Consider the following 24473-nt stretch of genomic DNA (forward strand, 5'->3'; position numbering starts at 1 on the left):
CCAGTGACAATAGGCGCCAAATGAGTATCCTTGGGGTTCACCGCAGGAGCGGTTGGTAAAAGAAGCCTGTCATGAGTGAAAGAACAACGTCAGCCAGTTGGGCATCAGGGATCGTGAAGGCGCTTGAACTGGAAGGGCTGGACTGCAGAGCCATGTTCAAGCAGTTGGGGCTGGACTTTGCCGCCCTCGACGACCCCGATGCACGTTTTCCACAAGACTCCATGACCCGCCTCTGGCAACTGGCGGTTGAGCTGTCGGGCAATGAGGCCATCGGCCTGAACATGGCACGGGTGGTCCGCCCGGCGTCGTTTCATGTGGTGGGCTACGCGTTGATGTCCAGCCGCACCTTGGCCGAGGGCTTCGAGCGCCTGGTGCGCTACCAGCGCATCATCGCCGAAAGCTCCGATCTCAGTTTCGTCCTCGGCGCCGAGGGCTATTCGCTGATTCTGACCGTGCACGGCGACCACCTGCCGCCGACCCGACACAGCGCCGAAGCGTCGCTGGCCTGTGCGCTGGCGCTGTGCAAATGGCTCAGTGGCCGGCCGGTCCAGCCGCGGCGGGTACTTGTGCAGGGGCCGCAGCCGAAGAATGTCGAGCCTTACAAGGTGGCGTTCCATTCACCACTGGTGTTCGGCGCCCCACATGATGCGCTGGTGTTCGAGCGGGCCGACATGGAGGCGCCGCTGCCGACCGCCAACGAGGCCATGGCGGTGCTGCACGACCGGTTTGCCGGGGAGTACCTGGCACGCTTCTCCGAAAGCCGGGTCAGCCACCGCGTGCGCCAGGTGTTGTGCCGCATCCTGCCGCAGGGTGAGCCTAAGCGCGAAACCCTGGCCCAGGCCCTGCATCTGTCGCAGCGCACCTTGCAACGGCGGCTGCAGGAGGAGGGCACCAGCTTCCAGGGCTTGCTTGACGACACCCGCCGTGAACTGGCCGAACAATACCTGGCCCAGCCGGGCATGACTTTGCTGGAAACCGCCTATCTGCTGGGCTTTGCCGACCCCAGCAACTTCTATCGGGCGTTCCGCCGCTGGTTCGATGCCACGCCCAGCGAGTACCGCGCCCGCCTGGGCGCGGAGGGCGAAGTGCTCAGTGACGCCAGAACGCCGGCATGCACAACACCAGCACCGTGATGATTTCCAGGCGACCCAGCAGCATGCCGGTCGCCAGAATCCATTTGGCCGCGTCAGGCAGCGTGGCGTAGTTGCCCGACGGGCCGATCACTTCACCCAGGCCCGGGCCTACACCCGAAACCGTGCCGGCCGCGCCGGTCAGCGCGGTCATCCAGTCCACGCCCAGCAGTGACAGCAGCAGTGCCATGACACAGATGGTGATGGCGAAGAAGAACGAGAACGTCAGGATCGAACGCACGATGTCTTCGTCGAGGCGATGGCCGTTGTATTTCTGCTTGATCACCGCGCGCGGGTGAATCAGCTGGTTGAGGCTGGCCTTGAGCAGGATGTAGGCCACCTGGAAGCGGAAAATCTTGATACCGCCTGCGGTCGAGCCGGAACAGCCGCCAACGAAGCCCAGGTAGAAGAACAGCATCAGCGAGAAGTTGCCCCACAGGCTGTAGTCACCCAGGGAGAAGCCGGTGGTGGTGACCACCGATGTCACGTTCAGCGCTACATGGCGCAAGGCATCGAGCCAGTGCAGGTCGGTGCTGTACCAGTACCAGGTGCCCAGCACCAGCCAGGTGGCCACCAGCATGCCCAGCAAACCTTGCACCTGCTGGTCGCGGATCAGCGCCTTGCGGTTGCCGCGCAGGGTGGCTACGTAAAGGGTGAACGGCAGGCTGCCCATGATCATCACCACCACTGCAACCCAGTGCACGGCCGGGATATCCCATTTCGCCAATGACTGGTCGGAGGTGGAGAAACCGCCGGTAGAGATCGCCGACATGGCGTGGTTGATTGCATCGAACGGGCTCATGCCCGCCCACCAGAAGGCCAGCGCGCCCAGTATCGAGAAGCCGACGTAAACCCCCACGATCGACTTGGCGACCATGTGCGAGCGCGGCATGACCTTTTCCGAGCGGTCGGACGATTCGGTCTGGAACAGGCGCATGCCGCCGATGCGCAGCAGCGGAAGGATCGCCACCGCCATGGCGATGAAGCCGATACCGCCGAGCCAGTGCAGCATCGAGCGCCACATGAGGATGCCCGGCGACATGTTGTCGAGCCCGCTGAGCACCGTGGCGCCGGTGGCGGTGATGCCTGACATGCTTTCGAAGAAGGCGTCGGTGTAGCTGATGTGCTGGGTCAGCAGGAACGGTAGCGCGGCGAACACGCACACCACCAGCCAGCTGCTGACGGTCAGCAGGTACATATCGCGCGGGCGCAGGTGTACATGCTCCGGGCGCCCCTGCACTACCAGGGCCAAGCCGGCGATGAAGGTGATCAGGCTCGACCAGAGAAACGACGGCATGTCGCCGGTGCGCTCGAAGATCACCAGGGTCGCCATGGGCACGGCCATGCTCACGGCCAGCGTAATCAGGAAGATGCCGATGATGAAACCAATGATCCTTAAGGTCGGCAACGCCATGTGATCTGCTCAGACTCGAAACGGAAGGGCGCCATTCTACCTATGGGTCTGGTGATGTAAACGCTAGAATGGCCGCACATTCAACTGCCAGGAGGGTAGCCGATGGAGGCTCTCGACGCATTGCTCAACCGTGTTTCCGTGCCACGCCTGACCGACCCGGCGCCTAATGCCGCCCAGCGCGAGGCGCTGTTCCAGGCTGCCCTGCGCGCCCCGGACCACGGCCAGCTGCGGCCGTGGCGTTTTCTTACCATCGAAGGGCAGGGCCGCGAGAAGCTGGGCGAGTTGTTCGCCGAAGCCTTGCAGCACAAGGGCGATGCCAGCCAGGCAGCCTTGGACAAGGCCCGTGCCATGCCGCTGCGGGCGCCATTGTTGATCGTGGTGGTGGCCAGGTTGCAGGACCACTTCAAGGTGCCCAAGTCCGAGCAACGCCTGGCGGCGGGCTGTGCGGCGCACGGTATTCTGATTGCTGCGCATGCGCAGGGGATCGGCGCGGTGTGGCGTACCGGTGACATGGCTTTCGATGCCCATGTGCACAAGGGGTTGGGGTTGGCCGAGAACGAGGAGCTGATTGGCTACCTGTATGTCGGTACGCCGCTGACCGAGCCGCGTACGGCACCGGTGCTGGCCACTGCCGATTTCGTCAGTGGCTGGGGTGAGTAAGGCCGCCTTGGGCTGATTCATGTATCAAGGCTTCCGGCCTCTTCGCGGGTAAGCCCGCTCCTGCAACGGCATCTACATCCCCTGTAGGAGCGGGTTTACCCGCGAAGAGGCCAGGCGCCGTTACACCCATCAACTGCCTGCCGCTTCAGCCAAGGGCAACTCCAGCCTGGCCACAAACCCACCCTGTGGATGATTCTCCAGCACCAGGCTACCGCCATGGCGCTCCGCTGCCTTGCGCGCAATCGCCAGCCCCAGGCCATGCCCCGGCGCTGCCTGCCCCGGCGCGCGGAAGAACGGCTCGCCCAGTTGCGCCAGGTGCTCCGCTGCCGCCCCAGGCCCATGGTCACGTACGCTGATCACGATACGGTCCTGCTCGCGTGCGGCGCTGACCTCGATCGGCTGGCCGACCGGGTTGAAGCGCAGGGCATTGCGCAGCAGGTTGTCCACGGCCCGCTCTATCAGCGTTGGCCAACCCTGCAAGCTCAACCCCGGCTGCGCCTCCAGGCGCACGTCCTGCTCCGGCGCGCTCAGCAGGGCGTCCTTGCGCACGCTGCCGAGCAAGGCATTGATGTCGACGGGTTCGGCATGAGCCTGTTCGGCATCCACTCGGGCCAGGGCGAGGATTTCGCTGATCAGGTCTTCAAGGCGGTCGCACTCGCGGGTCAGGCGTGGCCACAGCGCTTGCCGCTGCTCAGGCTCGGCGCGTTCGGCCAGGGCCAGGGCGATACGCAGCCTGGCCAGCGGCGAGCGCAGTTCGTGGGACACATCGCGTAGCAGCTGGCGCTGGCTGCCAATGGTGCTTTGCAGGCGTGCACCCATCTTGTTGAAGTCCTTGGCCAGCACGCCAAACTCGTCGCGCCGAGCTGCCAGCCGTGCCAGGCTGTTCTGCTGATAGGTAGTCTGGCCCAGGTCGTGTACGGCGCTGCGCAGGCGGCTTAACGGACGGGTTATGGACAGCGTCACCAGCAGGCTGAACAGGGTCAGCACGACCAAGGCAATGCCCAGTGCGCTGAGAGGCCACAGCAGGCTTTCACGGTGCCAGGCATCCAGCGCCGGATGGGGGATGCGGTAGATCAGCAAGTAGGTTTCGCCGGTGTCGGGGCTGGTGTATTCCTCGGTCAGCCGGCGCCATGGCAAGCGCCGCTGGTCATTGTGCTGGCGCGCTTCGAAGGCTGCCGCACGGCGTGGGAAGGTACCCGGCACCACGGCCTCACCGCTATCGTCGAGCACCTGCACGTCGATCTTGTAGCGGTCCTTGCGTCGTTCCAGAAAGTGCTGGGCCGCCTCCAGGCCTTCCTGCTCATAGTGCTTGGTCCACTTGCTGGCCAGGGTATTCAGGCCCGGGTGGCGGCTGAGGATCCAGGCGTCCTGGTTGAGCATGTGCCCCAGCAGGATCGACAGGCCTGCGACCAGGGTGATGGCCAGCCAGAAACTGGCCAGGATGCGCCAGAACAAAGAACGCAAGTGCACCTCCTTAACGGGAAAAGCCCGGCCCGCAGTGATGCGGACCGGGCAGGGGGCGGACAGCTTACTGGGCCTTGGCGCCTTTTTCAGCTTTCCAGGCCTTGAACTCCTGCCACTCGGCTTTCTTGGCGGCGCGTTCCTTTTGCAGTTCATCGAACTTCTTCTGCTGGTCAGGCTTGAGCAGGTTGCGCACCGCGCTGTCGGTCTTGTCGCGGCTGGCTTTCAGCTCGTCCTTCATGGCCTTCTGGTCGGCGGCCGGCAGCTTGGACAGGTAGCGCTCGGTGATGTCGCGGCGCTGCTGCATCTGCTCGCCCATCAGCTTGCCAATCTGCTGGCGCTGCTCGCGGCTCAGGTCCAGTTGGTGGAAAGGCGCATCACCGCGATGATGCGGGCCGTCGTGGCGCGGGCCGCCGTCAGGCATGGCCATGGCCACGGTCGGCAGAGCGGCAGCGAACATCAGGGCGATAAGGGTCTTGCGCATGGTGTCTCTCCTTTCATAGGCCGGTGATTACCGGATGAGCACAGTCTAGGGAGATCACCGTCAAGCGCAGTCAGGGGATGGTAAAGGCAAAGTAAAGATGAGTGGCCCGTGCAGGCGCGGCCTTGTACCGCGAATGAGGCGCGCAGCTTTACAGGCAGTAGTAATAGCCACGGCTACGCAACGCCACGATGCGTGGCCGGCCATCGGCGTGTGGGCCGATCTTCTTGCGAAGGTTGCTGACATGCATGTCCAGGCTGCGGTCGTACAGGGTCAGCTTGCGGCCCAGGCCGATCTGCGCCAGTTCCTGTTTGTCCAGCGGCTCGCCGGGCTGACGCAGCAACGCTTCAAGAATACGGCTTTCGGACAGGGTCAGGGTCATTTCGCGGCCATCGATGCTGGCTACACCCCGCGCAGGGCTGTAGACCAGGTCACCCAGTTCCATCTGGCTGGTCGTGGCGGTGGGGTGGCTGCGGCGCAGTACCGCGCGCAGGCGGGCAGTGAGCTCACGCGGGTCGCAGGGTTTTGCCAGGTAATCGTCGGCGCCCAGTTCCAGGCCGAGAATGCGGTCCAGCGGCTCGCCGCGGGCTGACAGCATCAGCACCGGCAGCTCGGCATGCTCGCTGCGCAACTGCTTGAGAAGCTCCAGGCCGCTGCCGTCGGGCAACATCACATCCAGTACCACGGCAGCAGGCGCATGCTCGGCCAAGGCCTGGCGTGCGCTCTGGCCATCGTGGCAGGCACGCACGGAAAACCCTTCCTGGGTCAGCCAGCTGCCGAGCAGCTCGCACAGTTCCTGGTCATCATCAATCAGTAACAGCTCGCTCATGACTCACTCAATTCAACCAATGACGGCGGTGATTCGGCCCGCCAGTGGCAAAGATACCGCAGACTGATGGCCTGAGTATAACTGCTGGTACCGCGTGGCCCTCTTCGCGGGTGAACCCGCTCCTACAAGGGGCTGTGTCCAACCACCGAGATGTGTCCACCACCAATCTGTGTAGGAGCGGGTTTACCCGCGAATACGGTAGCGGCGTCAACGGTGAACGGCGGATGGAGACTGGCCAGCAGGCCCGGCCCTTTCGCGGGTGAACCCGCTCCTACAAGGGGCTGTGTCCAACCACCGAGATGTGTCCACCACCAATCTGTGTAGGAGCGGGTTTACCCGCGAATACGGTAGCGGCGGCAACGGTGAACGGTGGATGGAGATTGGCCAGCAGGGCCGGCCCTTTCGCGGGTGAACCCGCTCCTACAAGGGTCTGTGTCCAACCACCGAGATGTGTCCACCACCAATCTGTGTAGGAGCGGGTTTACCCGCGAATACGGTAGCGGCGTCAACGGTGAACGGCGGATGGAGATTGGCCAGCAGGCCCGGCCCTTTCGCGGGTGAACCCGCTCCTACAAGGGTCTGTGTCCAACCAACGAGATGTGTCCACCACCAATCTGTGTAGGAGCGGGTTTACCCGCGAATACGGTAGCGGCGGCAACGGTGAGCGGCGGGTGGAGATTGGCCAGCAGGGCCGGCCTCTTCGCGGGTGAACCCGCTCCTACGGGGGATGGCACAGACCCGAAGGTTTTTGGGTACCTTGTAGCGAAGAGGGCCGTACCGTCTCAGGTCAAGGCAGTACTTGCTTGAACGGCTTGACCACAACCTTGTCGTACACGCCGGCAGCGATGTACGGGTCGGCATCGGCCCAGGTCTGCGCCGCCGCCAGCGATTCGAATTCGGCAACGATCAGGCTACCGCTGAAACCCGCTTCGCCCGGGTCGTTGCTGTCGATGGCCGGGTGCGGGCCGGCCAACACCACGCGGCCTTCGGCCTTGAGCTGCTGCAGGCGGTCGATGTGCGCCGGGCGGGCAGCCAGGCGCTTTTCCAGGGAGTTTGCGACGTCGCTGGCGATAATGGCGTAGAGCATGTCAATCCTTGGGTTTGGAGGTAGAAGGGTCATCGTGCAGGTGGCGCGACAGGTACACGCCTTGCGCCACCAGGAAGATCACGGTCATGCCCAGGCTGCCGAACACCTTGAAGTCCACCCAGAAGTCCTGGAAGGTGAAGGCGACGAACAGGTTGGCCGCGCCGCAGAAAAGGAAGAAAGCGATCCAGGCCAGGTTCAGGCGCGCCCAGATGGCATCAGGCAGGGTCAGGGCGTGGCCCATGATGCGCTTGATCAGCACCCGGTCGCCGATGAGGTGGCTGCCGGCAAAACCCAGGGCGAACAGCCAGTTCACGACGGGGGCCTTCCACTTGAGGAAGGTTTCGCTGTGGAAGGTCAGGGTCAGGCCACCGAACACCAGGCAGGCGATCAGCGTCAGCCACTGGCCTTTTTCCAGCTTGCGCTGGCGCAGGAACAGAGCGCCGTACACGACCAGCGAGCTGATGATCAGCATGGCTGTGGCGCTGTAGATGCCGCCAAATTCGAAGTGATGGCCGGCGACTTCCATGGGGCGCGGGTCGAGCTTGTAGACGATGAAGAACAGCAGCAGCGGGATGAAATCGATGAATTGTTTCACAATGGCAGCCAGAATCGGGATGTGACGGCATAATAACAAACATCGATTCCAGCGAAAGCGCTCCTCTATGAATGTTGATCTGCACTGTCACAGCACGGCCTCCGACGGCGCCCTGTCGCCTTCGGTACTGGTTGCCCGGGCTCATGAGCACGGGGTGCAAGCGCTGGCACTGACCGACCATGACACCCTCGAAGGCCTGGCCGAAGCGCGCCAGGCCTGCGCTGACCTGGGGATGCGCTGGGTCAGCGGGGTGGAGCTGTCGTGCACGTGGGGCGGCGCAACCATCCATGTGCTGGGCTATGACTTCCCGCTCGACGCGCCACCGTTGCTGGCGGCGATTCAAGCGTTGCACCACGGCCGCTGGCTGCGCGCCGAAGAAATCGACAAACGGCTGGCGGCCAAGGGCATGCCCGGCACGCTTGAAGGCGCGCGCGCCGTGCAACACGAACTGGGTGACAGCGGCAACGCTCCGGCGCGGCCGCATTTTGCCGAATATCTGGTGCGTGCCGGCCACGTCAAGGACCGTGGCGAAGCGTTTCGCAAGTGGCTGGGCGCCGGCAAGCTGGGCGACGTCAAGCAGCACTGGCCGACGCTCGACGAAACCGTTGCCACGCTGAGGCAGTCCAACGCCTGGGTGAGCCTGGCGCACCCCATGCACTACGACCTGACCCGCAGCAAGCGCAGGCGGCTGATTGCCGACTATATTCAGGCAGGAGGGCAGGCGCTTGAAGTGGTCAACGGGATGATGCCTGCCGAGCAAGTGGGCACCATGTCCATCCTTGCCCGTGAGTTCGGCCTGCTGGCAAGCGCTGGCAGTGACTTCCACGGCCCCGGCACCTGGGGCGAGATCGGTGCCTATCGGCCTTTGCCCGAGGATCTGCCACCTTTGTGGCGTCGATTCAGCCATGAACAGCCTTTGGCGCTATGAACAGGACGACTACGTGAGCCAATTTTTCCAGATTCATCCGGAGAACCCACAGGCGCGCCTGATAAAACAGGCCGTCGAGATCATCCGCAAGGGGGGCGTGGTGGTGTATCCGACGGATTCGGCCTATGCGCTGGGTTGCCAGATAGGCGACAAGTCGGCAATCGAGCGGGTGCGGCGCCTGCGCGGGCTGGACAAGTCGCACAACTTCACCCTGATGTGCTGCGACATGTCCCAACTGGGGTTGTATGCCAAGGTCGACACCGGCACCTTCCGCTTGCTGAAGGCGCATGTGCCGGGGCCTTACACCTTCATCCTCAACGGCACGCGTGAAGTGCCGCGCCTGCTGTTGCACGATAAGCGTCGCACCATCGGGCTGCGTGTGCCGGACCACGCCATCACCCTGGCCTTGCTGGCCGAGTTGGGCGAGCCACTGATGAGCGTAAGCCTGATCCTGCCGGGCGACAGCGAGCCGATGACCGACCCTTACGAGATCCGTGAACGGCTGGAGCACCATGTCGACCTGGTGATCGATGGCGGGTTCGGCGACCTCAAGGCGTCGACCATCATCGACCTCTCCGGCGACGAACCGGAGCTGATCCGCGAAGGTTGTGGCGACCCCACGCCATTCCTGGTCAACGCGTGAGCCAGCTGGAAGCGCTTGAGGCGCCGGCCGAAGGGGGCGAGGAGCCTCGGCAACTGCAGCTGGCGCTGGTCTATGGCGAAGCCCTGACCGAGCTGCCGCTGGACCTGTACATTCCGCCGGACGCCCTTGAAGTCATCCTCGAAGCTTTCGAAGGCCCGCTGGACCTGTTGCTGTACCTGATCCGCAAGCAGAACATTGACATTCTCGACATCCCTGTCGCCGAGATCACCCGGCAGTACATGGGCTATGTAGAGCTGATGAAAAGCGTGCGCCTTGAGCTGGCCGCTGAATACCTGGTGATGGCTGCCATGCTTGCCGAGATCAAGTCGCGCATGCTGCTGCCGCGCTCCGCCGACGTCGAGGAGGAGGAGGGTGACCCACGCGCCGAGCTGATCCGTCGCCTGCAGGAGTACGAGCGCTTCAAGGCCGCCGCCGAGGGCATCGACGAGTTGCCGCGGGTCGGACGCGAGGTGGTGGTACCGCGCCTGGAGGCGCCGCAGGCCAAGGTACGCAAGCTGTTGCCTCAGGTCAGCCTGGAAGAGCTGCTGGTGTCCATGGCTGAGGTGATGCGCCGCAACGACCTGTTCGAAAGCCATCAGATCACCCGTGAGACCTTGTCCACCCGCGAGCGCATGAGCCAGGTGCTGGAGCGCCTCAAGGGCGGTGCCTTTGTGCCGTTCATCGCGCTGTTTGCTGCCGAGGAGGGCAAGCTCGGTGTGGTGGTAACCTTCATGGCCATTCTCGAACTGGTGAAGGAATCGCTGATCGAACTTGTGCAGAATGAACCTTTCGCCGCCATTCACGTGCGGCTTCGCCCGGCGCCAGTTGAAGAACCCGATGAACCTGAATGAACCCCGCGACCTGGCGTCGCTGATCGAAGCCTTCTTGCTCGCTTCGGGCAAGCCGCAATCCCTGGAGCGCCTGTACGAGCTGTTCGAGGAGGCCGAGCGCCCCGAGCCCAAGGTGTTCAAGCGGGCCCTGGAGGTGCTGGGCAAGTCGTGCGATGGCCGTGCCTTCGAGCTCAAGGAGGTGGCCAGCGGCTATCGCCTGCAGATCCGCGAGGCGTATGCCCCTTGGGTCGGGCGCCTGTGGGAAGAGCGCCCGCAGCGCTATTCGCGAGCGCTGCTTGAGACGCTGGCCCTGATTGCCTACCGCCAGCCGATCACCCGTGGTGAAATCGAGGACGTGCGGGGCGTTGCGGTGAACAGCAATATCATCAAGACCATGATGGAGCGCGAGTGGATTCGCGTGGTCGGCTACCGCGAAGTGCCCGGGCGGCCGGCGATGTTCGCCACCACCAAGGCGTTTCTCGATCATTTCAACCTCAAGAGCCTTGAGGACCTGCCGGCCTTGGCCGAGCTGCGCGAAATGGAACCAGAGCCGCAACTCGACCCGGATGATGCGCCGGTGCCTGCGCACCTGCAGGCGTTGGCGGATGCCAGCCTTGGGGAGGAGGAGGTTGGTGAGCCGAGAGAGGAGACCAGCTTCCGTAGCCTGTTGGTGGAGCTGGATGCCATGGAAGACGGTTTGAAAACCGATTTTGATGATTTGCGGGGAGAAGAGCCTGAGCCTCCGGTGGAGGAGGAGATCAAGGCGCAGCCCTGATTGATCTGTTGTCTGTGCTGGCCTCTTCGCGGGCACGCCCGCTCCCACAGGGGGATCACAGGTCCCGAAGGTTGCGCGTACCTGTAGGGGCGGGCGTGCCCGCGAAGTGGCAGCACAAAGCCCATTGGGCAGAAAATCATGCCCAGCCCCACAAAACCCTCTACCCTCCAGTGCGTTCCCCTGATGAACCGCGTATGATGCGCGGCCTTTTGGCGCGTTCGTCGCCAGAACCCTGTTTTCATTCCTACACCGGGAGGTGCCCAGATGAGTGAGCAAGACCTGAAAGAAACCGAAATCACCCCGCCATCCGGCGAAAAGCTGCAGAAAGTGCTGGCGCGCATTGGCGTGGGCTCGCGGCGTGATGTCGAGGCCTGGATCAGCCAGGGTCGCATCAAGGTCAACGGCGTCGAGGCTACCCTTGGCCAGCGCGTCGACCTGCATGACGCCATCGCCGTGGACGGCAAGCTGATCAAGCGTGAGGAGGCCGCCGAGGCCACCCGCCGGGTGATCATGTACAACAAGCCCGACGGCGAAATCTGCACCCGTGACGACCCGGAAGGCCGTCCGACCGTGTTCGACCGCTTGCCACGGCCAAAAGAAGGCCGCTGGATCAACATCGGCCGCCTCGACATCAACACCACTGGCTTGCTGCTGTTCACCACCGACGGTGAGCTGGCCAACCGCCTGATGCACCCGTCCTACGAGATGGACCGTGAGTACGCGGTACGTGTGCGTGGTGAGGTCGACGACGAGATGATCGAGCGCCTGAAGGCCGGCGTAATGCTGGAAGACGGCCCGGCCAAGTTCACCGATATCCAGAAGGCACCGGGTGGCGAAGGCTTCAACCACTGGTACCACTGTGTGGTGATGGAAGGTCGTAACCGTGAGGTACGCCGCCTGTGGGAATCCCAGGGCATGGTGGTCAGCCGCCTGAAGCGTGTGCGTTTCGGCCCGGTGTTCCTCAATTCCGACCTGCCGATGGGCCGCTGGCGCGAAATGACCCAGGGCGAAATCGACATCCTCGCCGCCGAAGTAGGCCTGCAGCCGGTCGCGCTGCCAGCCATGAAGCTCAAGGCCAAGGACAAGATGGAGCGCCTGCAGCGCAAGTCGACCCGCCCGCTGGGCCGTGGCGAGCGCGTGCGCAACCTGCGCCCGGCCCACGAAGGTGCCGCCACTGGCGAACGTCCGGCGCGTCAGCCGCGTGAAGAAGCCCCGCGTAAAACCAACCGTGGCAGCACGGTTGCTGAGCGCCCGAGCGAGATGCGCAAGCGTGCGGGCAAGCCTGAGGGTGACAAGCCGGCAGGCCGTGGTCGCGGCAAGCCGCGTGGCTGATAAGCCAGCGTGGTGATCAAGGAACCAGCCTTCGGGCTGGTTTTTTTATGCCTGCGGGAATGTGGGCCAAGCGGCCCAAGATACTGAACAAAAAGAATTTTCGGACGACTGGCAAGTTCTTGATCCGCCTTGTAAAGAAATCTGTACGAGTGTGGCTGTTTTCAGTCCATATTTCAGATCAAGCCCGCTCGTGTAAACAAACCTTGCCGGCGCCCCTGTGCCAAAGCCGTCGCCATGGCGCCAGCCACCCTTGCCCAAACCCCCGTCCCCACGGTGTTATAGCCGCCATTGCCTTGTGCAGGAGCCCGTCCAAAGAGCCGGGCTGACAAAACAACAAATGGAGGCGCCATGTACGCCGATCACTCCGCCTTTGAAGGCCAGTACCACAGGAACGCTGCGTTTTTCCCCGAGGAAACGATGCAACGCGTTGACGCCTGCGCGTTTGCAGGGGTATACAGTGCGCCGCGTTTTACCTGTGACTCTCTTGCGTACCGCGCACTCTTGATCACGCCTGGTTGACCCGCTCCGGCGGCACCTGAGGTCAAGAAACCCAAGGTAACCACCTTGCCCATTCCGCTGCGCCACGAGCGCGGTGGGTCCGATTCCGTCACAGATAAAAACAATGCAGGTGACTTCGTTCATGAGTGGACAAAACATGCATTCAGGCGAGCTAAAGCGGGGCCTGAAGAACCGCCATATCCAGTTGATCGCCCTCGGCGGTGCGATTGGTACCGGCCTGTTCCTCGGCTCGGCAGGCGTGATGAAATCCGCCGGCCCGTCGATGATCCTTGGCTACGCCATCTGCGGCTTCATCGCCTTCATGATCATGCGCCAGCTGGGTGAAATGATCGTCGAAGAGCCGGTGGCCGGCTCGTTCAGCCATTTCGCCCACACCTACTGGGGTGGTTTCGCCGGCTTCCTGTCGGGCTGGAACTGCTGGGTGCTGTATATCCTGGTGGGTATGTCGGAGCTTTCGGCGGTCGGCAAGTATGTCCACTACTGGTGGCCGGAGATCCCCACCTGGGTCACGGCGGCAGCCTTCTTCGTGCTGATCAACGCCATCAACCTGATGAACGTGAAGTTCTTCGGTGAAGCCGAATTCTGGTTCGCCATCATCAAGGTGGTCGCCATCGTCAGCATGATCGGCCTGGGTGCCTACCTGCTGACCAGTGGCAGCGGCGGCCCTGAAGCCACCGTGGCCAACCTGTGGTCACACGGCGGCTTCTTCCCCAACGGCGTCAGCGGGCTGGTAATGGCCTTGGCTTTCATCATGTTTTCCTTTGGTGGCCTGGAAATGCTCGGCTTCACCGCCGCCGAGGCCGACAAGCCAAAGACTGTGATCCCCAAAGCGATCAATCAGGTCATCTACCGCATCCTGATCTTCTACGTCGGTGCCCTGGTGGTGCTGCTGTCGCTGACCCCGTGGGACACCCTGGTCGCCAGCATCGACGCCTCGGGTGGCAGCTATGGCAGCAGCCCGTTCGTGCAAGTGTTCTCGCTGCTGGGCAGTGACGTGGCTGCCAACCTGCTGAACTTCGTGGTGCTGACTGCTGCGTTGTCGGTGTACAACAGCGGCACCTACTGCAACGCCCGCATGCTGCTGGGTATGGCCGAGCAGGGCGATGCCCCGGCGTCGCTGGCCAAGGTCGACAAGCGTGGCGTGCCAGTGCGTTCGATCCTGGTGTCGGCAGCCGTGACCTTCGTCGCCGTGCTGCTGAACTACCTGATGCCGCAAAACGCGCTGGAACTGCTGATGTCGCTGGTCGTGGCCACCCTGGTGATCAACTGGGCGATGATCAGCTACTCGCACCTGAAGTTCCGTCAGCACCTCGACCGTACCGGCCAGAAGCCGCTGTTCAAGGCACTGTGGTACCCGTACGGCAACTATGTGGTGCTGGCCTTCGTGGTGCTGATTCTGGGCATCATGCTGATGATCCCGGGCATCCAGGTGTCGGTGTATGCGATCCCGGTGTGGCTGCTTGCGATGTTGGTGGTGTACATGGTCAAGTCGCGTCGCCAGGTGAATGCGGGCGGTGCTGTTGAGACTGTGGCCAAGTAAGGCGCCATAGGCGGTATGCGAAAACCCGGAGTCAGGTGACTGGCTTCGGGTTTTTTGTTGCCTGTGCGGGCCTGTTCGCGGGTGAACCCGCTCCTACAACGACCTGGTATGCCTGAGGCTTGCGTAACCCTTGTAGGAGCGGGTTTACCCGCGAATACGGTGGCGGCGGCAACGGTGAGCGGCGGGTGGAGACTGGCCAGCAGGCCCGGCCTGTTCGCGGGTGAACCCGCTCCTACAACGACCTGGTATGCCTGAGGCTTGCGTAACCCTTGTAGGAGCGGGTTTACCCGCGAATACGGTAGCGGCGGCAACGGTGAGCGGCAGGTGGAGACTGGCCAGCAGGCCCGGCCCTTTCGCGGGTGAACCCGCTCCTACAGGTACAGCGTTGCCCTCAGGTCAGGTGATCCCGCCAAAAATCAGATCTGCTCCAGCAACCACCCCCTGAATGCCCGCAGCGACGGCAGCGCCTCATTCCTCGGCGGGTAGATCAGGTAATAACTGCGCTGGCTGGCAAACGCCACACCTGGGCTGTACAGCTCTCCCTTGGCCAGTTCCTCCTCCACCAATATGCGCGGCACCAGCCCGATCCCGATCCCGGCACGTACCGCCTGGATCAGGTGCGAGGTCAGCTCGAAGCTCGGCCCCAGCCGCATCGCACGATGCGGCAAGCCATGATGGGAAAACCACTCGCCCCACGCATGCGGGTTGTTGGCCACATTCAGCAGCACCTCTTCACTGATCCGCGCCGGGCTCCAGCCCTGGCTGCCGACGCCGGCCTCCGGCGGCAAGATCACCACCAGCTCTTCGGCATGCAGGCGATGGCAGACAAGCCCCGGCAGGTCGTGGCTGGCCACGCCGATGGCGGCATCGATTTCGCTGGTGTCGAAGTTGATGGTTTCAATGCGTGAATGAATGTGCACCAGCATGCCCGGGTGAGCGCTGTAGAACGCATGCAGCCTCGGCAACAGCCATTTCGAGCCGAATGTTGGCAGGGTAGCCAGGCGCAAGGTGCCCACCCCTGATTGATAGGCCAGTGCCTGCAAGGTAGCGCTGCGGATGCGCCCCAGTGCCTCGCTGAGCTCGCGTTGGTACAGGCGGCCGACATCGGTCAGCTGTACTTGGCGCCCCTCGCGACGGAACAGGGTCAGGCCCAACTGCTGCTCCAGGGCCTGTACCTGGCGGCTGACCGCGCTTTGGGTCAGCGACAGTTCGGCGGCGGCGCGGGTGTAGCTTTCATGCCGGGCGGCGGCCTCGAAAGCCAGCAGCAGTGACATGGATGGGGTCAGGTGGCGGTAATTCATTCATAAAAGTCATTGATAGCGGCAGGATTATCCGTTTGCCCCTGACGCGAAACTACAGGAACATTGGCCTATACGTCATCCCTGCATGCCTGAACCCATGCCGGGGCGACAGGTATCCCGTGATCTAGCCAATATCAAGAGGCCATCCTTCGATGATCGCCCAGCTGTCCACCGTTGCACCGAGCGCCAATTACCCCGAATTCCTCGAAGCCCTGCGCAACAGCGGCTTCCGTGGCCAGATCAGTGCCGACTACGCAACCCGTACGGTACTGGCCACCGACAACTCGATCTACCAGCGTTTGCCGCAGGCGGCGGTGTTCCCGCTGGATGCCGACGATGTGGCGCGGGTCGCCACGCTGATGGGCGAGCCGCGCTTCCAGCAGGTCAAGCTGACCCCGCGCGGTGGTGGCACCGGCACCAACGGCCAGTCGCTGACCGACGGTATCGTCGTCGACCTGTCGCGGCACATGAACAACATTCTCGAAATCAACGTGGAAGAGCGCTGGGTGCGGGTACAGGCCGGTACGGTCAAGGACCAGCTCAATGCTGCGCTCAAGCCGCACGGGCTGTTCTTCGCCCCTGAGCTGTCCACCTCCAACCGCGCCACGGTCGGCGGCATGATCAACACGGATGCCAGTGGCCAGGGCAGTTGCACCTACGGCAAAACCCGCGACCACGTGCTGGAGCTGCACAGCGTGCTGCTCGGTGGCGAACGCCTGCACAGCCTGCCGATCGACGATGCCGCGCTGGAGCAGGCCTGCGCCGCGCCGGGCCGGGTCGGTGAGGTGTACCGCATGGCCCGGGAAATTCAGGAAACCCAGGCCGAACTGATTGAAACCACCTTCCCCAAGCTCAACCGTTGCCTGACCGGCTACGACCTGGCGCACCTGCGCGACGAGCAGGGCCGCTTCAACCTCAACAGCGTGCTGTGCGGCGCCGAGGGCTCGCTGGGCTACGTGGTCGAAGCCAAACTCAACGTGCTGCCGATTCCCAAGTATGCGGTGCTGGTCAACGTACGCTACACCAGCTTCATGGATGCGCTGCGTGATGCCAATGCGCTGATGGCGCACAAGCCGCTGTCGATCGAGACGGTCGACTCCAAGGTGCTGATGCTGGCGATGAAAGACATCGTCTGGCACAGCGTTGCCGAGTACTTTCCGGCGGACCCCGAGCGCCCCACGCTGGGCATCAACCTGGTGGAGTTCTGCGGCGACGAACCGGCCGAGGTCAACGCCAAGGTGCAGGCGTTCATCCAGCATCTGCAAAGCGACACCAGCGTCGAGCGCCTGGGCCACACCTTGGCCGAAGGCGCCGAGGCAGTCACCCGCGTCTATACCATGCGCAAGCGCTCGGTGGGCCTGCTGGGTAACGTCGAAGGCGAAGTGCGCCCGCAGCCGTTCGTGGAAGACACCGCGGTACCGCCAGAGCAATTGGCCGACTACATCGCCGATTTCCGCGCACTGCTCGATGGCTACGGCCTGGCCTACGGCATGTTTGGCCACGTCGATGCCGGCGTGCTGCACGTGCGCCCGGCACTGGACATGAAGGACCCGGCGCAGGCTGCGCTGGTCAAGCCGATTTCCGACGCCGTTGCCGCGCTGACCAAACGTTATGGCGGCCTGTTGTGGGGTGAGCACGGCAAAGGCCTGCGCTCGGAATACGTGCCCGAGTATTTCGGCGAGCTGTACCCGGCCTTGCAGCGCCTGAAGGGCGCCTTTGACCCGCACAACCAGCTCAACCCGGGCAAGATCTGCACACCGCCGGGCAGCGCCGAGGGCCTGACCCCGGTCGATGGCGTGACCCTGCGCGGCGACCTTGACCGTACCATTGACGAGCGCGTTTGGCAGGACTTCCCCAGCGCCGTGCACTGCAACGGCAATGGCGCCTGTTACAACTATGACCCCAACGACGCCATGTGCCCGTCGTGGAAGGCTACCCGCGAACGCCAGCATTCACCCAAGGGCCGCGCCTCGCTAATGCGCGAGTGGCTGCGCCTGCAGGGCGAGGCGAACATTGATGTGCTGGCTGCGGCGCGCAACAAGGTGTCGTGGCTCAAGGGCCTGCCGGCGCGTCTGCGCAACAACCGCGCGCGCAACCAGGGCCAGGAAGACTTCTCCCATGAAGTGTACGACGCCATGGCCGGCTGCCTGGCGTGCAAGTCGTGCGCCGGGCAGTGCCCGATCAAGGTCAATGTGCCGGACTTCCGCTCGCGCTTCCTCGAGCTGTACCACGGCCGCTACCAGCGCCCGCTGCGTGACTACCTGATCGGCTCGCTCGAGTTCACCATCCCCTACCTGGCGCACGCACCGGGGCTGTACAACGCGGTGATGGGCTCGAAGTGGGTGAGCCAACTGCTGGCCGACAAGGTGGGCATGGTCGACAGCCCGCTGATCAGCCGCTTCAACTTCCAGGCTACCCTGACCCGTTGCCGCGTTGGCATGGCCACGGTGCCGGCCTTGCGCGAGCTGACCCCGGCCCAGCGCGAACGCAGCATCGTGCTGGTGCAGGACGCCTTCACCCGCTACTTCGAAACGCCGCTGCTGTCGGCCTTCATCGACCTTGCCCACCGGCTGGGCCACCGGGTATTCCTGGCACCGTACAGCGCCAACGGCAAGCCGTTGCACGTACAGGGTTTCCTTGGCGCATTTGCCAAGGCGGCGATCCGCAACGCCACGCAGCTCAAGGCCCTGGCCGATTGCGGCGTGCCGCTGGTGGGGCTGGACCCGGCGATGACGCTGGTGTATCGCCAGGAGTATCAGAAAGTGCCAGGCCTGGAGGGTTGCCCGCAGGTGCTGCTGCCGCAGGAATGGCTGATGGATGTGCTGCCCGAGCAGGCGCCGACCGCACCGGGCAGTTTCCGCCTGATGGCGCACTGCACCGAGAAGACCAACGTGCCGGCCAGCACCCGGCAGTGGGAGCAGGTGTTCGCCCGTCTGGGGCTGAAGCTGGTGACCGAGGCCACGGGTTGCTGCGGTATGTCCGGTACCTATGGGCACGAAGCCCGCAACCAGGAAACGTCTCGGGTCATATTCGAGCAGAGCTGGGCGACCAAGCTGGACAAGGAAGGGGAGCCGCTGGCGACCGGTTATTCGTGCCGTAGCCAGGTCAAGCGCATGACCGAGCGGAAGATGCGTCACCCGCTTGAGGTGGTGTTGCAGTACGCTCAGCGCTAAGGTTCTGGGCCTTTGGGGGCTGCTTTGCAGCCCTTCGCGGGTGAACCCGCTCCTACGGGGGATCGTGCACGCCAGGCTGGCGCGTCAACCCTGCAGGGGCGGGGTTGCCCGCGAAGAGGCCGGCAGCGGATTTCAGGCTTCTGTTGTACGGTCCCTGCCACGGCGCGCCTGGCGGTACAAATAGAGGCTCAACACCAACCCGCACGCCGCCGCCGCCGCCGCGAACAGAAACATCGAAGCAAAGCCGAACCCCGCCGCCACCGCACCGACCAATGGCCCGGTCACCCCCAGTGACAAGTCGATGAACAGCGAATAAGCCCCCACCGCCGCCCCGCGGTTAGCTGCCGACACTTGGTTCACTGCCTCCACGCCCAACGCCGGAAACACCAGCGAGAAACCAAACCCGCTCAGTGCAGCCCCCGCCAAGGCCAGTTCGGCGTTGGGTGCCAGCCACAGCATCAACAGCCCGAGCACTTCCACCGACAGGCAGGCGATCGCCACCCTGAAGCCACCGATGCGATTGATCAGGTTGCCAAAGAGCAGTCGTGCGCTGATGAAACTGGCGCCGAACAGGCTCAGGGTCAGCGCCGCATTGGCCCAGCCGCGGCTTGCGTAGTACAGGGTGATGAAGGTGGCGATGGTGCCAAAGCCGATCGAGCCCAGGGCAAGCCCCGAGCCATGCGGGAATACCTTGCCCAGCACCCGCAGAAACGGCAGGCGTACACCGCTGACGATGGGGGCGGCTTGCTTGGGCCAGGCCAGCAGCAAACCGAGTACGCACAGCAGGATGATGCTCACACCCATGCTCCACAGCCCGAGGCCCTTGACCATCAGCACGCCCAGCGGGGCGCCGATGGCCAGCGCACCATAGCTGGCGATGCCGTTCCAGGAGATGACCTTGGCCGTGTTTGCGGCACCCACCCGGCCAATGCCCCAGCCGATCGCGCCAGAGCCCACCAGGCTTTCGGCGCTGCCCAGCACCAGGCGGCCGATCAGCAGGCAAGCCAGGCTCAGCCAAGGCAGCTGGGTGAGGAAGGCGCAGGCCAGCATGAATACCCCGCTGAGCCCGCAGCCGGCCAGGCCATACATGACCGCCTTCTTGCTGCCGTGGTTATCGATGATGCGGCTGGCGCCAGGGCGACTGAGCAGGGTGGCCAGGTACTGCACGCTGATCACCAGGCCGGCGACCACGGCACTGAACCCCAGGTCGTTGTGCACATAGCCGGGCAACACGGCCAGTGGGATGCCGATGTTCAGGTAGCCGATGAAGGTGAACAGGACGATGGAGACGACTTGCCCAGTGACGGCAAGGGACGTGGGACTGCGTGGTGGCATTGGGGATCCGTTGCTGCGGTAAGGATGGCGGTGTGCGCCGCCATCTTAACCACAGCAAGGGTGTTTGCGGGCGAAGCTGTCAGCCTGTAGTCAGTTGGTGTAATCGAGCATCCAGGTCACACTGAACTCGGCTTGCGGGTAATCCAGCCGCAAGCGCGGCAGGACGAAGCCGCCACAGGAGCGACAGGAGTCGAGCAGTGTGAAGACTTCGATACGCTCGACCTCGGTGTGGCGGTGAAGCAGTCTGCGGTTCAGCGCGCTGGCGATGTGCCGTTCGGCATCGAGATGTCGCTTATGGACGCGCGTCGACAGGAAATCTGCGCGCCGCAGGATTGGCAACTCGGTAAACCGCGGGTCTGGCGGGAAAAACTGGTTAACCTGACGTGCATCGACGTAGTCCACTGCCGGTGTGAGGCGGGGCGTCGGGATGATATGCAATGCGCGTCGGCCAGGGCTGCCTGACAGGGCGAAGAACACCACGCGGCTATGGTCCTTCAGCGTGACGCTGGCAAAGGCCAGGTTGACTGGGTAGAGGTGCTGACGCAAGGCGGCCATCGCGTTGTCGTCAAGCGACTGCGCACCTGCTGCCGGTGTGTAAGGGGTAGTGGCGCCGCGCGCAGGAAGCAGATCGTCCAGTACGCCAAGGATGTGTTGGCGGTCTGCGGCGCTGGTGCTGTGGAACTGCCTCCAGATCGGGATTATCTCCCGGTTCAACGCTGCGATGCCGCGACTGGCGGGGCCCGCCAAAGCGTCCTGGGCCGCGCTCTGCGTGAGGATGTTGCGCGCGTAATCCGGGAGCAGGCGTGACTCCATGGCTTCGATGAACTGCAGGAATCGCGAGGGGTGGCGGAGCTGCCATGTTCGCCCTTGTTCTATCCAGTCGCGCAGCAATCTGACCACGTTATCGACATCGCGCTGCAGGTTGGGGCGCTCGGCGACGATGCGGTAGGTTTCGCTGATTTCCAGGTACCGCTCGATGGCCTCGTGGTCGGTGATTCTCTCGAACTTGCGACGCAGCCCTCTGGGTGGATGTGGCAGTGAAGCTGGCACTGCCGGGGTATCCAGCAGCCTTGTCTGCCACGCCCAGGGCTGATGGGGGGCTCCATAAAAAATTCCCAGATCGGCCTCGACGATCAACCACTGCTCACCGCGCCAGTCGATCAATGCGCCGCGCAGGGTACGGCGATCGGGGATGGTCCGTGCCAGCCCGCCCAGGCGCACGGGAGGGCAGTGTTCGGTAATCTGCCTGACTTGTTCGATCGGCATGTCCGCAGGCAGGCCAAAGCGCAGTTCAGGCGATGGATCGACCACGATGCGCCTGTGGTAAACGGGCGGCGAGATGACGCCAAGGCGTAACTGGGTTTCTTCGACGGGCAAGGCTTTCAATCGCCTGGGGTGATTAGGGGCGTGCACGACGACCTTGCCTTCGCGCACCATGACCTGCGCCCAGATGTCGAAGCGCGTGTGCTGCGGGCGGTAACGAATCGGTACCGGCTCGATCCGCACGGTTTGGAAGGCGTGACTGACGTGTTGTCCGAACACGGGTGTGCCCGCGTCATTTGGCAAGGGCGAGAAGCTTAGGGCCATTTCCGCTTCGCCGCCGGGGTAGGGCGGCGGCACCACGGTGGGCGGCTGGCCGAGTAGTGGCTCATGGGCAACACGACGTACTAGTCCCGAGGTGTTCGGTGCTTGAAGGCGATAGGCGGCGCCGTGAATGATTGCATCGACCGTGGCATTGTCGCGGGGGATCAGTGTGGCTGTCTCAGGCAGCTCGCGTGGCACCGGACCATGGCTGCCGGGTATCTGGTCAAGTAGCAGGGCATCGGGCGTCTGGCCCGGCAGTACCCTTCGCTGCGTCATGAGTTCCCGGGATTCGGGGGCGACCGTCGTCAGTTCGGGCGCGCTGCGCCAGCGCTTGGGCGGGGTAATGCGCTCGCTGACGTCGGGCGTGACGGGGATGCTGTTCCAGCGTCGGGCAGCGCGCGCGGCGTTCAGGCGCGCGGTGTTGGCGCTTTGGCCCAGCACGCCGGGAAGCTTGGCCAATGGTTTGAAGGCCCGTCCACCGAGCGTGACTGCCGCGCCTTTAAGCGCGGCGATGTCCAGGACGCAAGCCAGTGCATCGCTGCCATCCTCTGGGTTCAGGCAACTCAAGCCTGGTATCAGGTTGGAAAACAACCGTTGCAAGTAGCGCCCAGTGCTCACGGACTGGCGCCTGGCCAGGAATTGTTCGTGCGGGGTAGCGCCTTTGCCCAATGCATGCAAGGCATCCCGATTGCCCAAGGCGATATCGCTGGCGTAATGCCTGGCCAGTGAGTCGAGGCGATCCTGCGAAGGGGCGCTGAGCACTTGTCGCAAGGCGGGGAAGTCGGCAGCAAGCCACGGCAGTTGCGATTGGTTGTATTCGCTGTAGACCAGCGTCAATTGCTCGGCCAGGCGTGTCGGCGCTGTGCGGGCAATGAAGTGCGCTTGCCAGTGCAGCCGTTCGGGGAACAGCTCGTAAAGCCAATCGCCCTCGGTGCCAGGGGCATGTACGACGAAACCCTGGGTGGCCGTCTGCATGTGCCAGTCCGCTCTGGGGCTGGAGCCGTACTCAGGTCGGTTATGGGGGCCCACGTAGATCGGCCAGGTAACGGCGTAGGCGGTCCAGGGGCCATCACGCAGGCGGTCCTTGATGTCTTCCGGCAGGTGGCTAAAACAGCGGTGCAGGATACCTTGGTAGATGATGATGGCGCGCTGTTCCCAAGCGCCGAAGGCCACTTCATACCAGGCGGTCACGTCCGGTAAGCGGGGGTTGTTTCGGTAGCCTGCGCCATGGTCGAGGTACATCAGCAGGTGCTCTTGGCCGTCAGCATTACGCGACTCTGGCGCTATCCGGCTCTGGAGCAACTGACGACGCGCCTCCTCGAAGCGGTCCGGGAGGTCGTTGAGGCTTTCAACGTCCCTGACCGCCAGGTAGCGGTGCAACGCCAATTGCCATTGCTGGTGCGACCAGGGCGGGGGGAGTTCGAATGATCCGCGCAAGGGGGCCCACACCGCCAGCGTCTGGCGCAGTGCTTCTTCGGGAACAGGGTCATCCTCTTGCAGGGCCTGGCGCATGACCTGCTCTGCGTTGTCGAAGGTCATCGGTTGCTGGCGGGCGCTGAGTATCAGGGCTCCCTGGCGGATGCTGGCCCAGCGCAGGTCGGGCTCGAAGCTGAAGTCGGCCGGGTAGCCACCGAGCAGTAGTTCGGGGGCGAAGCGGCGCATCAGCAGCTCACCGGCCAGTTGCGCAATCGCCGGGGTGCAGGCGAGGCGGATTTGCACGCTGTTGATCAGATCAAGGCGGATTTCCTCCACGGGGCGCGCAGCATTGTCCGGGCTGAACAGATCGAAAGCCATGATCAGCCCCGGCTGGCGGTCATCGGGTGGGTACAACACGTCGATCAAGGTTTGTTCGGCCAAGGCCAAGTGATCGGAGCTGGCGTCCCATTCTGCCGAGGCGGCCAGTTCGCCGGCCCATCGGGTGAACATGGATGAATGCAACAGGGCGTCGAGCGCTTGAGCTGCTGGTGCATTCAATGCCGGGCCTGGGAGAAACGCCTTTCCATTTTGATCAGGGGTTACGCCTGCCTCCCGTTCGCGGGCAGTGGGCGGGCGGTAGCGCCTGCCTTGTGCATAGAGGGTGGCACCGAGAGCGTTGAACAGGTGTACGGCAAGGTGAACGCCGGCTGGAGGCTTCAGCAGGTGTCTGGCCAGCGTGGGGAGGTCCAGGTAGTTGTCCAGCATCAGTGGACGGGAAGGCGATCGTGGGGGCAGGGGGGTAGTTGGCAAACTGGGGTACAGCAGCAAGGCGGCCGCTACGAAGCAGTCGCGCTGGGTCAGGCACACCCGGCGAGCCCAGAGTGCCTGGGCCAGGCTGCAACTGGCGTAGGGCCATGGATAGGGCAGGCCTTCGCTCAGCTCGGCGATGAGTGAGGCATCGGTTGTCGTGATCACGATATGGGCCAGTTTTGCCTGCAAGGTCGCCACCAGGTTTGCCTGCACTTGGCTGCCGGCGGGGCGTCGCAGAATGCGGTTGAAGTGCTCGCGCGCCGGTTCACGGGCGAAAGCCTCGGTCAGCTGCTGGCGCAGGTCATGATCGTTCAGGTCGATGGGGAACAGGTCTGTGAAGCCCAGTGCCTGGGTGAAATGTTCGTGCAGCGATGTCGCCAGGTCCATTGGACCGGACAGGTCGCTGTGCAGGCGCACGCTTTCGGCGTCCAGGGTGTCTATCCGGGCGAGTAGGTCGGCGGCGTCAGTGATGGATGGCATGGCTCTGCCTCTTTGCGGTTGGAGGCACGAGTCTGCGTGGGGGAGGGGCGGGGCAGGTGGTAGTGGGTTGTTACAACGTTGATTTTAGACGGTGTGAAAACGTGATGACGGGGGTAGCCCGCAGGTCAGCCGTTTTCACACAGTCGGGGA

18 protein-coding genes are annotated in these 24473 nt (G+C 63.7%); 9 read left to right on the forward strand and 9 right to left on the reverse strand.

What is annotated here, in order from left to right:
* The first annotated feature begins 71 nt into the window (after window positions 1-71).
* The gene (locus INQ47_RS16345) at window positions 72-1133 is read left to right on the forward strand and encodes an AraC family transcriptional regulator (RefSeq protein WP_404702112.1); all 1062 of its coding nucleotides are present in this window, start codon (window positions 72-74) and stop codon (window positions 1131-1133) included.
* Here the strand turns inward: INQ47_RS16345 and INQ47_RS16350 are convergent.
* Window positions 1090-2544, reverse strand: coding sequence for a TrkH family potassium uptake protein (locus INQ47_RS16350; protein ID WP_021783436.1), 1455 nt, complete (start codon window positions 2542-2544; stop codon window positions 1090-1092). The two genes, INQ47_RS16345 and INQ47_RS16350, sit on opposite strands and share 44 nt — an antisense overlap.
* Window positions 2545-2646: 102 nt before the next feature.
* On the opposite strand from INQ47_RS16350, the gene INQ47_RS16355 reads away from it, so the two are divergent.
* Window positions 2647-3204, forward strand: coding sequence for a nitroreductase family protein (locus INQ47_RS16355; protein ID WP_021783437.1), 558 nt, complete (start codon window positions 2647-2649; stop codon window positions 3202-3204).
* Between the two features lie 129 nt (window positions 3205-3333).
* On the opposite strand, the gene INQ47_RS16360 is transcribed toward INQ47_RS16355, so the two are convergent.
* From INQ47_RS16360 to INQ47_RS16380, 5 genes are all read right to left on the reverse strand, one after another.
* Window positions 3334-4674: an ATP-binding protein gene (locus INQ47_RS16360; protein ID WP_404702113.1), complete on the reverse strand. Its 1341-nt coding sequence runs from the start codon at window positions 4672-4674 to the stop codon at window positions 3334-3336.
* A gap of 58 nt (window positions 4675-4732) precedes the next feature.
* On the reverse strand, window positions 4733-5149 hold the full coding sequence (locus tag INQ47_RS16365) for a Spy/CpxP family protein refolding chaperone (RefSeq protein ID WP_103444750.1): 417 nt from the start codon (window positions 5147-5149) through the stop codon (window positions 4733-4735).
* A 148-nt stretch (window positions 5150-5297) separates the two neighbouring features.
* A complete protein-coding gene (locus tag INQ47_RS16370; RefSeq protein ID WP_020193052.1) occupies window positions 5298-5975 on the reverse strand; it encodes a response regulator transcription factor in 678 nt (225 codons plus the stop codon).
* A gap of 787 nt (window positions 5976-6762) precedes the next feature.
* Entirely contained in the window at window positions 6763-7062 is a 300-nt protein-coding gene (locus INQ47_RS16375) for a YciI family protein (protein WP_021783441.1), read from the reverse strand.
* A gap of 1 nt (window position 7063) precedes the next feature.
* Window positions 7064-7657, reverse strand: a complete 594-nt coding sequence (locus INQ47_RS16380; RefSeq protein ID WP_404702114.1) for a septation protein A — start codon at window positions 7655-7657, stop codon at window positions 7064-7066.
* A gap of 67 nt (window positions 7658-7724) precedes the next feature.
* On the opposite strand from INQ47_RS16380, the gene INQ47_RS16385 reads away from it, so the two are divergent.
* The 6 genes from INQ47_RS16385 (at window position 7725) to INQ47_RS16410 (ending at window position 14224) form a co-directional block, all read left to right on the forward strand.
* Window positions 7725-8585, forward strand: coding sequence for a PHP domain-containing protein (locus INQ47_RS16385; RefSeq protein ID WP_252461648.1), 861 nt, complete (start codon window positions 7725-7727; stop codon window positions 8583-8585).
* Window positions 8586-8598: 13 nt separating this feature from the next.
* Entirely contained in the window at window positions 8599-9228 is a 630-nt protein-coding gene (locus INQ47_RS16390) for an L-threonylcarbamoyladenylate synthase (protein ID WP_103444853.1), read from the forward strand.
* Between the two features lie 110 nt (window positions 9229-9338).
* On the forward strand, window positions 9339-10079 hold the full coding sequence (locus tag INQ47_RS16395; protein ID WP_162149596.1) for a ScpA family protein: 741 nt from the start codon (window positions 9339-9341) through the stop codon (window positions 10077-10079).
* Window positions 10066-10833, forward strand: coding sequence for an SMC-Scp complex subunit ScpB (gene scpB, locus INQ47_RS16400; protein ID WP_404702115.1), 768 nt, complete (start codon window positions 10066-10068; stop codon window positions 10831-10833). Before INQ47_RS16395 ends, scpB begins: the two co-directional genes overlap by 14 nt.
* 264 nt (window positions 10834-11097) lie before the next feature.
* Window positions 11098-12165: a 23S rRNA pseudouridine(2605) synthase RluB gene (gene rluB / locus INQ47_RS16405; protein WP_252461646.1), complete on the forward strand. Its 1068-nt coding sequence runs from the start codon at window positions 11098-11100 to the stop codon at window positions 12163-12165.
* A 640-nt stretch (window positions 12166-12805) separates the two neighbouring features.
* On the forward strand, window positions 12806-14224 hold the full coding sequence (locus tag INQ47_RS16410) for an amino acid permease (RefSeq protein ID WP_404702116.1): 1419 nt from the start codon (window positions 12806-12808) through the stop codon (window positions 14222-14224).
* Window positions 14225-14640: 416 nt separating this feature from the next.
* Here the strand turns inward: INQ47_RS16410 and INQ47_RS16415 are convergent, their stop codons facing one another.
* On the reverse strand, window positions 14641-15525 hold the full coding sequence (locus INQ47_RS16415; RefSeq protein ID WP_003254537.1) for a LysR substrate-binding domain-containing protein: 885 nt from the start codon (window positions 15523-15525) through the stop codon (window positions 14641-14643).
* A 152-nt stretch (window positions 15526-15677) separates the two neighbouring features.
* Here INQ47_RS16415 and INQ47_RS16420 point away from each other — a divergent pair, with 152 nt between their 5' ends.
* Window positions 15678-18698 carry an FAD-binding and (Fe-S)-binding domain-containing protein gene (locus INQ47_RS16420; protein ID WP_392521301.1) on the forward strand — a complete coding sequence of 1007 codons (3021 nt, stop codon included), beginning with the start codon at window positions 15678-15680 and terminating at the stop codon, window positions 18696-18698.
* Window positions 18699-18830: 132 nt separating this feature from the next.
* On the opposite strand, the gene INQ47_RS16425 is transcribed toward INQ47_RS16420, so the two are convergent.
* Both INQ47_RS16425 and INQ47_RS16430 read right to left on the reverse strand, forming a co-directional pair.
* On the reverse strand, window positions 18831-20033 hold the full coding sequence (locus tag INQ47_RS16425) for an MFS transporter (protein WP_404702117.1): 1203 nt from the start codon (window positions 20031-20033) through the stop codon (window positions 18831-18833).
* Between the two features lie 90 nt (window positions 20034-20123).
* Window positions 20124-24323 carry a deaminase domain-containing protein gene (locus INQ47_RS16430; RefSeq protein WP_404702118.1) on the reverse strand — a complete coding sequence of 1400 codons (4200 nt, stop codon included), beginning with the start codon at window positions 24321-24323 and terminating at the stop codon, window positions 20124-20126.
* Window positions 24324-24473 lie beyond the last annotated feature (150 nt).

The sequence above is a fragment of the Pseudomonas sp. 3HC3 genome (genome assembly GCF_044904505.1).
Classification (GTDB): Bacteria; Pseudomonadota; Gammaproteobacteria; order Pseudomonadales; family Pseudomonadaceae; genus Aquipseudomonas; species Aquipseudomonas putida_Y.

Excerpts from the sequence above, each read along its gene's own strand:
- INQ47_RS16415 (WP_003254537.1), bottom strand. The coding sequence starts at position 15,525 with ATGAATTACCGCCACCTGACCCCATCCATGTCACTGCTGCTGGCTTTC.
- INQ47_RS16345 (WP_404702112.1), top strand. The coding sequence starts at position 72 with ATGAGTGAAAGAACAACGTCAGCCAGTTGGGCATCAGGGATCGTGAAG.
- INQ47_RS16375 (WP_021783441.1), bottom strand. The coding sequence starts at position 7,062 with ATGCTCTACGCCATTATCGCCAGCGACGTCGCAAACTCCCTGGAAAAG.
- INQ47_RS16355 (WP_021783437.1), top strand. The coding sequence starts at position 2,647 with ATGGAGGCTCTCGACGCATTGCTCAACCGTGTTTCCGTGCCACGCCTG.
- INQ47_RS16410 (WP_404702116.1), top strand. The coding sequence starts at position 12,806 with ATGAGTGGACAAAACATGCATTCAGGCGAGCTAAAGCGGGGCCTGAAG.
- INQ47_RS16370 (WP_020193052.1), bottom strand. The coding sequence starts at position 5,975 with ATGAGCGAGCTGTTACTGATTGATGATGACCAGGAACTGTGCGAGCTG.
- INQ47_RS16365 (WP_103444750.1), bottom strand. The coding sequence starts at position 5,149 with ATGCGCAAGACCCTTATCGCCCTGATGTTCGCTGCCGCTCTGCCGACC.
- INQ47_RS16385 (WP_252461648.1), top strand. The coding sequence starts at position 7,725 with ATGAATGTTGATCTGCACTGTCACAGCACGGCCTCCGACGGCGCCCTG.
- INQ47_RS16425 (WP_404702117.1), bottom strand. The coding sequence starts at position 20,033 with ATGCCACCACGCAGTCCCACGTCCCTTGCCGTCACTGGGCAAGTCGTC.
- rluB (WP_252461646.1), top strand. The coding sequence starts at position 11,098 with ATGAGTGAGCAAGACCTGAAAGAAACCGAAATCACCCCGCCATCCGGC.
- scpB (WP_404702115.1), top strand. The coding sequence starts at position 10,066 with ATGAACCTGAATGAACCCCGCGACCTGGCGTCGCTGATCGAAGCCTTC.
- INQ47_RS16420 (WP_392521301.1), top strand. The coding sequence starts at position 15,678 with ATGATCGCCCAGCTGTCCACCGTTGCACCGAGCGCCAATTACCCCGAA.
- INQ47_RS16350 (WP_021783436.1), bottom strand. The coding sequence starts at position 2,544 with ATGGCGTTGCCGACCTTAAGGATCATTGGTTTCATCATCGGCATCTTC.
- INQ47_RS16430 (WP_404702118.1), bottom strand. The coding sequence starts at position 24,323 with ATGCCATCCATCACTGACGCCGCCGACCTACTCGCCCGGATAGACACC.